10 protein-coding genes, 1 tRNA gene and 1 rRNA gene are annotated in these 13459 nt (G+C 35.5%); 10 read left to right on the forward strand and 2 right to left on the reverse strand.

The window, feature by feature from the left end:
- Nucleotides 1–10 precede the first annotated feature (10 nt).
- The 6 genes from rrf to AAA915_RS03285 all read left to right on the forward strand — a co-directional run bounded on the left by rrf (nt 11) and on the right by AAA915_RS03285 (nt 6376).
- Nucleotides 11–127 (forward strand): 5S ribosomal RNA (gene rrf, locus AAA915_RS03260).
- Between the two features lie 10 nt (nt 128–137).
- Nucleotides 138–210: transfer RNA gene (locus tag AAA915_RS03265), tRNA-Asn, on the forward strand.
- A 381-nt stretch (nt 211–591) separates the two neighbouring features.
- The gene (locus tag AAA915_RS03270) at nt 592–1434 is read left to right on the forward strand and encodes a PRD domain-containing protein (RefSeq protein ID WP_338199837.1); all 843 of its coding nucleotides are present in this window, start codon (nt 592–594) and stop codon (nt 1432–1434) included.
- Between the two features lie 39 nt (nt 1435–1473).
- On the forward strand, nt 1474–3360 hold the full coding sequence (locus tag AAA915_RS03275; RefSeq protein ID WP_338199839.1) for a beta-glucoside-specific PTS transporter subunit IIABC: 1887 nt from the start codon (nt 1474–1476) through the stop codon (nt 3358–3360).
- Nucleotide 3361: 1 nt separating this feature from the next.
- A complete protein-coding gene (locus AAA915_RS03280; RefSeq protein ID WP_338199841.1) occupies nt 3362–4072 on the forward strand; it encodes a glucosamine-6-phosphate deaminase in 711 nt (236 codons plus the stop codon).
- A gap of 423 nt (nt 4073–4495) precedes the next feature.
- The gene (locus tag AAA915_RS03285; protein WP_338200241.1) at nt 4496–6376 is read left to right on the forward strand and encodes a flavocytochrome c; all 1881 of its coding nucleotides are present in this window, start codon (nt 4496–4498) and stop codon (nt 6374–6376) included.
- Nucleotides 6377–6421: 45 nt separating this feature from the next.
- Here AAA915_RS03285 and citG read toward each other — a convergent pair whose 3' ends face one another.
- Together citG and AAA915_RS03295 are read right to left on the reverse strand one after the other, a co-directional pair.
- The gene (gene citG, locus AAA915_RS03290; protein ID WP_338199843.1) at nt 6422–7261 is read right to left on the reverse strand and encodes a triphosphoribosyl-dephospho-CoA synthase CitG; all 840 of its coding nucleotides are present in this window, start codon (nt 7259–7261) and stop codon (nt 6422–6424) included.
- Nucleotides 7262–7411: 150 nt separating this feature from the next.
- Nucleotides 7412–8326, reverse strand: coding sequence for a LysR family transcriptional regulator (locus tag AAA915_RS03295; protein WP_338199845.1), 915 nt, complete (start codon nt 8324–8326; stop codon nt 7412–7414).
- Between the two features lie 400 nt (nt 8327–8726).
- Here AAA915_RS03295 and AAA915_RS03300 point away from each other — a divergent pair, with 400 nt between their 5' ends.
- Genes AAA915_RS03300 through aroD form a run of 4 tightly spaced genes read left to right on the forward strand, consistent with a single transcriptional unit; the run spans nt 8727 to nt 13447 of the window.
- A complete protein-coding gene (locus tag AAA915_RS03300; protein ID WP_338199847.1) occupies nt 8727–9926 on the forward strand; it encodes an MFS transporter in 1200 nt (399 codons plus the stop codon).
- A gap of 21 nt (nt 9927–9947) precedes the next feature.
- Nucleotides 9948–11717 carry an FAD-dependent oxidoreductase gene (locus AAA915_RS03305; RefSeq protein ID WP_338199849.1) on the forward strand — a complete coding sequence of 590 codons (1770 nt, stop codon included), beginning with the start codon at nt 9948–9950 and terminating at the stop codon, nt 11715–11717.
- Nucleotides 11718–11758: 41 nt separating this feature from the next.
- Complete coding sequence (locus AAA915_RS03310) at nt 11759–12673, forward strand: shikimate dehydrogenase (protein WP_338199851.1); 915 nt, start codon at nt 11759–11761, stop codon at nt 12671–12673.
- Nucleotides 12674–12688: 15 nt separating this feature from the next.
- Entirely contained in the window at nt 12689–13447 is a 759-nt protein-coding gene (gene aroD / locus AAA915_RS03315) for a type I 3-dehydroquinate dehydratase (RefSeq protein WP_338199853.1), read from the forward strand.
- Nucleotides 13448–13459: the final 12 nt, after the last annotated feature.

Genomic DNA, 13459 nt, shown 5'->3' on the forward strand with positions numbered 1-13459 from the left:
AAGGAAAAAGTACGGTGGCAAGAGCAAGAAGGAAACACCTGTAACCATGCCGAACACAGTAGTTAAGCTTCTTCACGCCGAGAGTAGTTGGTGGGAGACTGCCTGCGAGGGTAGGACGCTGCCGTGCTTTTTAGTATTCCGGCTTAGCTCAGTTGGTAGAGCGCTTGACTGTTAATCAAGATGTCGTCAGTTCGAGTCTGACAGCCGGAGCAAAGAGAGAAGAGGACCAAGAGGTCCTCTTTTTTTGTCTTTAAAGTCAATCTTACTTAAATCTTAAAAACTAGATACTTAAGCTTCATTGATGATTCAAGGAAAGCATAATCAATTCCTAAGTAGGACTAAGGACTAGATTGATAGGCTTACAAACTTTTTACCAATGTCTTGATATAGAGCATAGACTAAGATATCTATTAATAAAATTTAGAGTTAAAATATTATAATTTAAGTGTTGTAAACGCTTTTTTTATGTGGTATATTTACTACGTAATGGAATAGTTACCAACTTTTGTTGGGCATAACCATAGCTATATTTTAGACTTATGTGTCTCAAATATGGCTATGGTTTTTTGCTTTTTAGGAGGTTAAGTTAATGTGAAAATTAAACGAAGAATTAATAACAATGTAGTGCTTGCAACAGGAATCGGAGCAGGAAGAACGGAAGGTGTGATAATTGGCAAAGGACTCGGTTTTAAGGCACATCCAGGGGACATAATAAAAAAGAATCTAGTCCAGACGATTTATGTTCCTAGTGGTCAAAGAAATCTTCAACAAATGGCTGCAGAATTAGGAAATGCTGATGAAGAAGATATTAGTTTAACATATAAAATCGTTAAATTTATTGAAAAACAAATTGGAAAAACAACAGGTGAGGGTCTTTTTTTTGGCCTTTTAGATCATTTAACTTTTACTTTTCAACGTTATAATCAGGGAATAAGCATTAAAAGTCCCCTTGATTGGGAAATAAAAAACTTTTATCCAAACATTTATAAAATTGGGCTTAAAGTTGTAAAGTTCATAAACGACGAACGTAAAATTAGTCTTCCGTCTTCTGAAGCAGCATTTATTTCATTACATGTGATAAATAATGTTGAAAATCTGATTTCTATTGATACTACTATTGACTGGCTTCAAGTGTCAAAAGATGTAAACCTATTAATTAGAATTAATAGTAATAAGAGGATAGATCAACAAACTATTTCTTATAAACGGTTTAATAAGCATTTACGATATTTGGTTTTAAGGTTAGCTAGTAAGGAAACTGTGCCGACCACTACAAATAATGAACCATTAATGCAAATGATTATCGAACAGTATCCTACTGAGTACAAAATCAGTAAGAAGATTAGCCAATACTTAACAAAGAAATTTAACTCAAAAGTCAGCGAAGATGAATATCTTTATCTTACTTTGCATTTGGTACAGTTATTAAATTAGCTAAAAATTTCTAATATTAAAATATATTTTGGAGGAAAAATGTCTGAAGATAGTTTAGCAAGGGAAATCATTGAGTTAGTTGGCGGTCAATCAAATATTCAATCGCTGACTCATTGCGTTACAAGATTACGTTTTAATTTAAAAGATGATTCTAAGGCTGATGATAAAAAAATAGAGTCTTTAGAAAACATAATGGGAGTTCAACAAAGGGGTGGACAATATCAAATTATTATCGGTCCAAAAGTAAGTCAAGTCTATAAATCTATTATTAAAGAAATTCCGATACTTAGTGAAAATAACAGTAAAATATCAAATAAAAAAAGGGAATCACTTGTTAATAGAATGATTAACGCTTTATCAGCAATCTTAGTTCCTAGTTTACCACCAATAATTGGTGGAGGAATGCTTAAAGGCTTTTTATATTTGGCAACTACTTTAAAATGGACTAGTCCTAATAGTGGTACTATGCAAGTGCTGAATATTGCTGCAGATGCAATGTTCTATTTCTTCCCATTTTTGCTGGCTGTAAGTTCTGCTCATTTTTATCGAACAAATGAATATATGGCTGCAACTTTAGCAGGAGTATTATTATATCCAACTTTAATAGCTGCTGCTACAGCAGGAAAAGTTACGCAAATTATGTTTTTGGGATTTTTACCAATTCCAATATTTAATTATAGTCAATCAGTACTTCCTATTATTTTATCAGTTTGGTTTTTAAGTTATATTTATCGTTATTTAGAGGATCATCTTCCTAGCATGATTACGGTTATTTTTACGCCATTAATTTCTTTAATAGTAGTTGTACCAATTATGCTTTTTTGCATTGCACCTCTCGGATTTTATATTGGAGATTATGTTGCAAAGGGCTTACAAATATTAATTGATTTTTCACCTTTGTTAGCAGGAGCAATAGCTGGTGGCTTGCGTCCAATACTTGTTCTAACTGGTATGCATCATGCTTTAAGAACATTAACAATTCAACAAATTTCAACTTATGGTTATTCAACACTTGCTGCAATGAACTTTATGAGTACTATGGCACAAGCCAGTGCAGCTCTTGCAATTTACTTTATTGTTAAGAGCAAGAAAATGAAGCAAATTTCTTTATCTGCTACAATTTCAGGCTTCTTAGGAATTACTGAACCAGCTTTATATGGAGTTTTGGTAAAGTATCGTGCAGCATTTGTTGGTGCTTGTATTGGAGGAGCTTGCGGTGCCGGAGTTGGAGCAGCAATGGGAGCAAAGGCAATGGCAATGGTAATGCCAAGTATACTTTCAGTTCCAGTATTTTTAAATGATAAAACTCTCGGCTTTTTAATTGGCGCAATTGTAAGTGTTATTAGTACATTGATTATTACCTATTTGCTATCTAAAACAGTCTTAAAAATCGACGAGGTTCAAACTAAAAACACAGAATCTAGTGTAACAAATTTAAACTCTTTTGAAATTAAAAGTCCTGTAAATGGTGATGTTTATTTAACAGAAGATATTCCAGATGAAACTTTTTCAAAAGAATTGATGGGTAAAACAGTAGCAATTATGCCTAAGGATGGTAAGATTGTAGCACCGATAACTGGGAAGATTAAAATGGTATTTAAGACAAAACATTCAATTGGTTTGTTTTCTGACGACTTAGGCGTCGAAGTCATGATACATGTTGGTGTAGATACTGTAAATTTGAATGGGCAGTACTTTGATTGCTTGGTTAAGGAAGGAGACCATGTTAAAGTAGGACAACAAATACTAAAATTTGATTTAAATAAAATTAAGGAAAATAAATATGATCCCACAGTGATTTTGGTAGTTACTAATTCTGATGACTATTTGTCTGTTCTAACTCCTTCAGATAGTAAGCCAATTAAATCAGGAGATCCATTAATTGAAATCATACCATATAAAGATTCAGTAAGGAGAGCAAACTAAAATGAAAATTATTAAAGTAAAAGATAAAGCAGAATTAAGTGTTTTAACTGGAGAAATGCTGATTGGTTTAATGTTAAGTAAATCTACTAGATATAATCTTTCGATTACTGCGGGTTCCACTCCCGTAATGACATACGAATATATGGCACCACAAATTAAAAAAAGCCATGCCTTTGATCATGTTCATTACTTCAATTTTGATGAAATTCCGTCAACTGATCCAAATTTCATCGGAATAACAATGCGAGATTTAAAAAAACTATACTTTGATCCTGCTGAAATAAGTGCTAAAAGAATCCATCATTTAGATAGTTCAAATTATCAAGTACACGATCGAAAGCTGGCACAAATTGGTGGCTTAGATGCAATGCTGTTGGGTATTGGCAAAGATGGACACTATTGTGGCAATTTACCAGGAGCTACTAATTTTGAAGATCAGACAGTAAAGGTTAGTGCAAAAGGCGAATTAAGAAAGAAAATTAGTGGCCATTTTAGTAATTCAAAATTGGTACCTGACCATTGGATTACAATGGGTCCACGAAGTGTAATGGCTACACGAAAATTAATTTTAATTGCTACAGGAATTGAAAAAGCCGAAGCAGTATGGCATTTAGTTGCAGGTCCTGTTGATAAAACATATCCGGCATCTATTTTGAAATTACATCCTGATTTAACAGTGATAGTGGATCAAGAAGCAGCAACAAAAATCTGATTTTTCTGGGAGTAACTGATATTAACTAATCGATTTGATTTTAAATTATGTATGATATTTTTTTAGTAATATGGTATCGCAGAAATTGATTTATAACGAAGCACTTAAGGTGGTTAATGTAGAGTAACTTGACTTAAAATCTTTTTTAATTAAATATATAAAAAGATAAAAAGCAAAATTTCATTACAAGAAAGAGTATAAGTAAAAAAGCCACAAAAGTTAGATAACTTTTGTGGCTTTTTTATGATTAAGTTATAGTTTTAACAAATATTGGATTACTCTAATTAGACCAAAAGTTTATAACTTTAAAATAATGATATAGAAAACAAACTTACATTTAATAAGCTTTCTTGATTTGAAGTACAGCTAAAAAGTTAGTAAAATTTAACTAATGAGTATTAAAAGAAAGGAAGTATATTAATGATGAAACCTGGTACTTACAAAGTTAAGGCTAAAGGTCACGGTTCTAGTTTTATGCCTATGGAAGTGACTCTTTCTGAGGATAAAATCAAAGAAATAGATATAGATTCAAGTGGTGAAACTGCGGGAGTAGCCGATGAAGTTTTTAAACGTTTACCAAAACAAATTATTGCTAATCAAACTTTAAATGTTGATGCTGTTAGTGGAGCTACCATTTCCAGCCATGGAGTGGTTGACGGTGTTGCCCAGGCAATTAATGAGGCCGGTGGGGACGCGCAAGAATGGTTAAACAGGCCAAAACCTCAGACCGCTAATAGTTCAGACACTGAATACCAAACTGATGTTGTGGTGATTGGTGCCGGCGGTGCTGGTCTTGCTGCAGCCGCAAGAACAATTCAAAACGGTAAACAAGTAATAGTATTAGAAAAATTCCCTCAAATTGGTGGTAATACTACAAGAGCTGGTGGTCCTTTAAATGCTGCTGAACCAGAATGGCAAAATAAATTCCAAGCCTTACCTGGTGAAAAAGAAAGCCTGGAAAAATTAGCCGCTACTCCAATTGCTGAAATTGACCCAGAATACCGTGATGATTTTAAAGAATTGCAAAAGCAAATTAAGGCTTATGTGGATTCAGGAGAAAATTATCTTTTTGATTCGGTTTTACTACATGAAATACAGACTTATTTAGGTGGTAAAAGAACTGACTTAAATGGTAATGAAATTCACGGCAATTATGCTTTAGTTACTGAACTTGTCAATAACGTACTTGATTCAGTTAAATGGCTAACTGAATTAGGAGTAAAATTTGACCGTTCTGATGTCACTATGCCGGTTGGAGCTTTATGGCGCCGCGGTCATAAGCCGGTTGAACCTATGGGCTATGCTTTTATTCATGTTTTAGGTGATTGGATAAAAGATCATGGCGCTACAGTTTTAACTGAAACTAGGGCTCAACATTTAATTATTGAAAACGGTAAAGTTACAGGTGTTGTAGCCCAAGGAAGCGATGGCAGTAAAGTTACTGTTCATGCCCAAAAAGTAATTTTGACTTCTGGCGGTTTTGGTGCAAATACTAAAATGGTACAAAAGTACAATACTTACTGGAAGCACATTGATGACGACATTGCTACTACCAATTCACCAGCGATAACTGGTGATGGTATTGCTTTAGGCCAAGAAGCCGGCGCTGATTTAGTTGGTATGGGATTCATTCAATTAATGCCAGTTTCTGATCCTAAGACTGGTGAATTGTTTACCGGTATCCAAACTCCGCCTGAAAACTTTATTATGGTTAATCAAAAGGGTGAACGCTTTGTTAACGAATTTGCAGAGCGTGATACTTTAGCCAAGGCAGCAATTGCTAATGGTACTTTATTCTACTTAATAGCAGATGAAAAAATAAAGGCTACTGCCTATAACACAACTGAGGAATCACTTGAGGCTCAGGTAAAGGCCGGTACACTATTAAAAGCTGATACTCTAGAAGAATTAGCCGAAAAAGCCGGTATGGATCCTGCTACTTTGGTCAATACCATTAAAAAGTATAATTCATACGTTGATGCTGGTAGCGATCCAGAATTTGGTAAAAGTGCATTTAACCTTAAATGTGAAGTTGCACCGTTTTATGCAACGCCTCGTAAGCCAGCTATTCACCATACAATGGGTGGCTTGAAGATTAATCCAAAAGCGCAAGTATTAAATAAAGATGGCCAGGTTATTACAGGCCTCTACGCTGCTGGTGAAGTTGCTGGCGGCTTGCATGCTGGTAATCGTCTAGGTGGCAATTCACTAGCTGATATCTTTACCTTTGGTAGAATAGCTGCTGATACTGCATGCGGTGAGATTGCACATAATGATGCCGTGACTGGTGCATCAGAAAAATAATATTTTGATTCTAGTAAAAAAGGAAGGCGATTTGCCTTCCTTTTTTTATATATATCCTCTTTCAAAAGCAACAAAAATAGTGACTATTAGTAAATCTGCACAACCGCCTAAGCTGTAATTATGTGCTAAACATTCTTTATTTAATTTTTGCAATTGCTTTTGCCCAGCTGGAGTAACATAGCCGCCAAGATTTAAATATTTTGTTGTTTCTTGGTGGAGCCATTTAACTACATCGTAATTTTCGGCCCGTTTAATTAAGTTACTGTCAACCGCTACTGTAGCTATTTTCATTAATGTGTCCAGAAGCCTGGTTTGAACAGTCCCAGTACTGCTTTTTAAAAAAGGCAGGGCCACTTCTCTGACTATGGGATAGCCCTGTTCTGCCTGTGCTCTTGCTCCGCCTATTTTATATTTAACAAATTCTTTTTCACCAGCTGTTTGTAATTCATTATTTTGAACTAAATCATGCTGTACGAGCCCTTTACACATCTTTGTAATAGTAAGAAATAGTTCAGTTTTGTTTGCCATACTGTAACTTTCAGCACAAACAAAAATTCCCAATGCAAAAATTGCTCCTTTGTGGGTATTGGCACCATGGGTGGCAGTAAACATTTCTTTTTCAGCGGTGATGCCTCTTTGCCTTAATTGCTGAAACATTTGGGTTAAATCAGTTGAGTGAAAAGTCTGGCCAATTTTAACAGCATCGACAAAATACGATTCCAAACTGATAGAGCTGTCAATAAAAGTATAAATATCCATATCGGGATGGGGACCTTGACTTCCAGGATCTACCAGGCCAGGTTTGGGTTCAGTAACAACTTCATATAGAAGCGAGCGTAAAGCGTTTTGGGTAATTGAATTAGTCATATTATAGGTTTTATTCATTAGTTAGTTAATTCTTTGACAACTTGTTGAACAATTTTAATAGTTTTTATGTTATACCTCTTTGTCATAATATCAGTATATCCTATTTCAAGACTTCTCTACCATACCATTTATTAATTCCTGATAGATGTTCGTTTTACTTTTTAGGCTTTAGTTGACAGGAATATTATCAACAATTTTTTGAATATCTGGTTTGTGACTTTTAAGAAAGTCAATAAAATCAACAGTTCCTGGTGAGAAATTTTGACTGGAATCATAAACTAAATAAACCTGACGAGTATTTTTGGGTAAATCTAGTTTTATAATGTGAATATCAAAGCCGCTTAGATAAATAGTTTTGGCAACTATGCCGACAATGTCATTAGTCAATACTTGTCCCGCAATTGCTAATTCATCGTGTAGTCTATTCGTGATATTTAAATCAGATGCAGTTGCCAATAAAGCATTAGTTATGTCTTTACCAATCTGAATTTTTTTAGAATAGGTAATAATTGACTCGCCCTGTAATTCTTCAGGAGTAATTTCTTTTATTTTAGCCAGGTTGTTTTCCTTTGAAACGATAGCAATAATTTCTTCAGTGTAAAGGGGAATATAAGTAAAATGACTAAATTCAGGTACAAATGAGGAAATTCCAACATCATACCAGCCATTTTTAATACCTTCGCAGATTTGATATGAGGGATTATCGTGGTAAATGAAATGAGGGGAAATATTACTTTCTTGTTGATACTGCTTGGTTAAATGGGGCAATATAGTTCCAATTGCTGTAGGTATACCGGCAATATGGATATTGCCTTGGTCCTGACTGATGCGCTGCTCGATCTGCTTTTTACCACGATCTAAAGTATTTAATGATTTAGTTACAGTATCATAAAAAATTCGTCCATATTCAGTTAATTGCACATAACGTCCATTATGTTTAAACAACTTGCATTGCAGCTCATTTTCCAGTTGCTTAATCGATATCGAGAGGGTAGGCTGACTAATAAACAAATTGTCTGCTGCTTTTGTGTATTGTTTTTGGTCTGCCAATTCACGAAAATAATAAAGTTGATTTAAATTCATGATGTCACCTCAAAAATTATTTTTATATTCAATATTAATATTAATAATTACTATACTTAGTTTTATAAAGCTCTTACTAAATTCTTTTATATTGCTATTGCTGAAATTAATATTCATGCATTATTGTTAATTTTACTATGTTTTGGCGCTTTTAACTAATGAGTCTTTTTAATTATTGGTAACTAATTACGGATAAATTCTACATTTTTTATTTTCTTTGTCTAACTGCTACAAAAGAATTATTTGACATGATTTAAAAAAGAAAAATATTGATGTAGTAGCGCTTGTAACTATAGTTATTTTTTATAATTCAGTAATCAGAAATAATTATTCATATCCGTTTTAATAGGATATATTTATTTCTGAATTATCAGCAGTCTTAATTTTGAAAGGTAAAGCTATGAAAAAAGGGAAAAGTTATAGTGGCGTTGCTGCTTCTGTTTATACCCATTTTGCAGTTGTGGGAGCAGCTACCTTATTTATTAGTCAATATAGAGAAATTTTGGCGCATTCTTGGAATGCTACTGAAACCGAAGTTTCTCTTGTAATTGCAATGGTTGGGTTAGGAAGAATTTTTACAATTTTATTTGCTGGTGCTATATCAGATAAGATTGGTCGTAAAAGGAGTTTATTAATTGCATTGCTTAGTGACGCAATTTTTCTTCTTGGTGCTGCTTTTGCAAACAATATTTGGATAGCGGGGTTAGCAGCAATGTTTTTCGGTGCAACCAATTCATTTGGCGATACAGCCGGTTATCCTGCACTTGCAGATGCTTTTCCAGACAAAACAGCCACAATGAACTCGTTTGTTAAAGCTGCAATGCAGGTCATGCAAATGTTATTTCCGTTTTGTGTAAAAATAATTAAAAACCCTAAGATTACAGCGTTAATATTAGTTATTATTATTTTACTGGATGTTGTTTTTACAATGAAAACAGCTTTTGCCCCACAAGCTGAGGCAAAAGAGGCTCCTGCAGAAGAGAAAAGCCAAGAAACTGGTATTAGTGAGCAGAATCAGCCTAAGTTAGCTGTTGATGGCTTAATGATCATTGGTTTAGGTTTTACAATTTGTTTTACATTCTATATTTTTTCTCTTTATGCTCCCTACTATGGGCAGTATGTGTTAAATGAGTCCGCTGCTAACGCCAATCAGCTTGTATCATGGTATTCGATTGCTTCCTTAATATCTGTGTTTGTGACCTCAGCTTTAGTAACTAGGGTAAAAAGGTTGAATTTGATTATGGTATATTCAGCTATTACTGCCCTTGGCCTGCTGTTTATGGTCTTAAAACCGTCCCTGCTAGCTGGTGAAATAGGTTCTTTAGCTGTCGGTTTCTTTACTGCAGGGGGAGTCTGGCAAGTTGCACTTTCCGTTTTGACTTCTTATTTTCCCCAAAGTCACGGAAAAATTACTTCATACTACAGTTTTGCGCCAGCCGTGGTTTACTTTGTAGCACCACTTATAGCTGCGTTTGTATTAAAGGCCAATGCTGCAAGTACACTGATGGTATTTTGGATAACTACAGTGATAACGATCATTTCGGTGGTTCTATGTGTTGTCCTGATTAGTCGTAGTAAAAGTTTCAATATCAAAAATTAATATCAAGTAGAAGGTGAATTTATGTCAGAAAAAACAATTAAAGCAACAGCAGAAGGCAGAAATGGTCAAATCGACTTTGATATCAAAGTCGAAGACAATCAAATTACTGATATCAAGGTAACCAAAACTGCCGAAACCCCGGGTATCTTTAACCAGGTTGTAGGTAAATTAAAAAAGAATATTCTAAATAATCAAAGTTTCGCTGTTGATGCTATTTCCGGTGCTTCGATTATGACACAAGCTATGCTTGACTCTGGTAAAAAAGCCTTAAAAGCAAATGGTGTAAATATTGTTTCTCAGCCTAGCGATCAGGCACATCAAGATGTAACCTATGATGTGGATGTAGCCGTAATTGGTTCGGGGATGGCGGGCCTAATGGCTGCCTCTCGGGCGTTATCAATGGGTAAAAAAGTTCTTTTACTTGAAAAAAATGGTTATCTCGGTGGAGCTACAATTTTAAATGGTTCAAATGTTGTTGGGACTGGTTCAAAATTAGCAGCTACTTTATTTGGTGAGGAAGCAAATAAAGATTCTTCGCAGCTCTTAATTCAAGATATTGCCCGAGAATGCCGGGGGACAAACTATCCCTTACTTTCAGATTTACTGGCGCAAAATATTGGTAAAGCAGTTGATTTTATTACTGAATTTGCAGGCCTAACCTATCAGAAAGCCGAGACACAAACTATCGAGCATTCCGTTAACCGCCAAATTGAAATGCCAACGGAAAGTTCTTATGAATTGATAACTAAAGTGGCAAATGCTTTTACCAAAAAGGGTGGTAAGATTTTACCGGAAACTCGTGTGGAACAACTTAACAAAAATGAACAGGGCCAGCTTGTCTCATTAGTTGCTGAAGGCAAGCACGAAACTGTTACTGTAAACTTTAAGTCCCTGGTTATGGCAGCTGGTGGCTGGGGTGCTCGTGATTACCTTAAGCATAAGACCAATATTCCTTATTATGGTCCAATGACTTCAACTGGTGATTATTTCGATTTTGCTAAAAATATGAATTTAGCTTCCCGTAATCTTGACTGGTATAAGGTTTATCCGCATGGTTTGGAAGTTGAACCTGGTATTGCCAAATTAACAACCTATTCAACAAAAGAAGCTACAGACTTGGGTGCTATTTTTGTTAATACCAGTGGTAAACGAATTGTAAATGAATCTGCCCCATATACTCATTTTCGGGATGCTATTACTGAACAAAAGGATAAAATTGCTTTTGTAGTAATGGATGAAAGAATATGGAACAGATTTTATGAATTGCTTCTTAAATATGGTTTTACCAAAGATGAAGTGCAGGGCTTCTTCGATCTTGACGGTAAGAAGAGTCCGATTTTAGTTAGCGGAGACCTGCAGACGGTGGCTCAAAAGGCTGGCATTGATTATGAAAACCTCAAGAAGACTTTAACTGACTACGATAAATATGTTGCTTCAGGTAATGATCCTGAGTTTGGTCGCCCTTCCCAATTTATGCATAAATATGAAGGCGAGACCTACTTTGTGATTGAGCAGAAATTACGCTTTTGTACTACCCTTGGTGGTTATGAAACTAATCAGCATATGCAGCTTTTGGACCAAGACTTTAAAGCGCTAGACAATTTTTATGCGGCGGGTGAGATTGTTGGCGACGCTAACGGCCATGATTCAATGCCAAGTATGATGAATTCTTGGTCTTATGCTTCAGGCTTTGTGGCCGGAACAGAGGCTGCTGATAATGCTAATTATCAAAAATTGAAAAAGACCGCACCTGTTCCAACTGATGTAGTGTCTGGTGCTTCTAAAAATTAGTGTAGATTAATTATTTTTAAATTTAATAAAGGAGAAAAATGATGACTAATAAAATTACTGGTGTTAATGGTCCTATTACTGGCTGGCTTGATGGTCATACCTACTTAATTGGTTTGATGGCTTATCCTATTCGGCATTCAATGTCACCAACAATGCATAATAATGCCTTTGCTAAGTTGGGTTTGAATTATACCTATCTTTGCTTTGAAGTTGGCAACGATAAATTAAAAGGTGCAGTTGACGCTATTCGCACGTTAGACATGCGTGGTTCCAACGTTTCAATGCCTAATAAAAAAGAGGTCATTCAATACCTTGATAAATTATCACCTGCTGCTAAAATGTGTGATGCAGTTAATACTATTGTGAACGATCATGGTGTTTTAACAGGTTATACCACTGATGGTATCGGCTTTGTGCAATCACTTAAGGATGAAGGCTTTGATATTAATGGTAAAATTATGACCTTAACTGGTGCCGGCGGTGCTGCAACTCCGATTGCGGTTCAATCAGCTTTAGATGGTGCTAAAGAAATTAGAATGTTTAACATTAGAGATAAAAATTGGCCTCAAGCTGAAAAGACTGTTAAGACTATTCGTGAAAACACTGACTGTAAGGTTTCTCTTACTGAATTATCTGATCAGGAAGCATTTAAACAATCAATTGGAGAAAGTGATATTTACTGTGATGCAACCAGCATCGGAATGAAGCCGTTTGAAGATAAGACGTTAGTTTCAGATCCATCATGGTTCCATCAGGATATGGTGGTGTTTGACACGGTTTACTCACCGAGAACCACTAAATTAATGAGAGTGGCCCAAGAGGCTGGAGTTAAGCGTGTCTATGACGGTATCGGCATGATGATCGATCAAGGAGCAGCATCATTTAAGCTGTGGACAGGTAAAGAGATGCCAACTGATTACATTCGTGAGATTATCTTTTCAGACGATAACGATTAGTTGAGGGATTGACTAATGGCTACTGTAAGGATTAGAAATACTGTTTTAGGTGCGGGGCTGCCCAAAATTGCCGTCCCTAATGTTGGAACGACCGCAGAAGAAATTTTGACTGCAGCTAAAGAGATTAAGTCTGCCAAACCTGATTTAATGGAATGGCGAATTGATTATTTTACTGCAGGAGTTAATGACTTTGCCAAGCTAAATACTATTGCCAAAAAATTGCGGCAGAAAGTAGGAGAGCTGCCTATTTTGGTCACATTTCGCACTAAAAATGAAGGTGGAGTTTGCAGCCTGGCTGAAGACCAATATTTAAATTTACTAGAATATGTCATTACTAATAGGCTGGGTGATGCTGTTGATATAGAACTTTTTCATGATGAAAAAAGAGTAAAATCTTTAGTGAAATTAGCTCATGACTACAACGTCGTAGTAATTATGAGTAATCACGACTTTGAAAAGGTGCCAGCTAAAGACGTAATTGAATTTCGTTTACGAAAAATGGCTCAACTTGGTGCAGATGTCCCTAAGTTAGCCTGCATGCCTCATAGTGCAGTTGACGTTTTAACTCTTTTAGCAGCAACGACAGAAATGAATGCAGAAATTTCTAATCCCTTGATTACAATGGCCATGGGTGATATTGGTAAAGTAACGAGAGTAGCGGGTCAGGTTTTCGGCTCAAGCTTATCATTTGGTGCTGTTGGCAAAATCTCTGCACCAGGTCAACTGTCAATTGCAAATTTGCGTAATGCAGAAAAGTACTTAGCAGTGGATTAAAATTAATATAAT

The organism is Lactobacillus rizhaonensis (assembly GCF_036246345.1).
Lineage (GTDB): Bacteria > Bacillota > Bacilli > Lactobacillales > Lactobacillaceae > Lactobacillus > Lactobacillus rizhaonensis.

Bases quoted from the DNA above. Each gene is read 5' to 3' on its own strand.
- aroD (WP_338199853.1), top strand. From the start codon at position 12,689: ATGGCTACTGTAAGGATTAGAAATACTGTTTTAGGTGCGGGGCTGCCC.
- AAA915_RS03295 (WP_338199845.1), bottom strand. From the start codon at position 8,326: ATGAATTTAAATCAACTTTATTATTTTCGTGAATTGGCAGACCAAAAA.
- AAA915_RS03280 (WP_338199841.1), top strand. From the start codon at position 3,362: ATGAAAATTATTAAAGTAAAAGATAAAGCAGAATTAAGTGTTTTAACT.
- AAA915_RS03275 (WP_338199839.1), top strand. From the start codon at position 1,474: ATGTCTGAAGATAGTTTAGCAAGGGAAATCATTGAGTTAGTTGGCGGT.
- AAA915_RS03285 (WP_338200241.1), top strand. From the start codon at position 4,496: ATGAAACCTGGTACTTACAAAGTTAAGGCTAAAGGTCACGGTTCTAGT.
- AAA915_RS03305 (WP_338199849.1), top strand. From the start codon at position 9,948: ATGTCAGAAAAAACAATTAAAGCAACAGCAGAAGGCAGAAATGGTCAA.
- AAA915_RS03310 (WP_338199851.1), top strand. From the start codon at position 11,759: ATGACTAATAAAATTACTGGTGTTAATGGTCCTATTACTGGCTGGCTT.
- AAA915_RS03300 (WP_338199847.1), top strand. From the start codon at position 8,727: ATGAAAAAAGGGAAAAGTTATAGTGGCGTTGCTGCTTCTGTTTATACC.
- citG (WP_338199843.1), bottom strand. From the start codon at position 7,261: ATGAATAAAACCTATAATATGACTAATTCAATTACCCAAAACGCTTTA.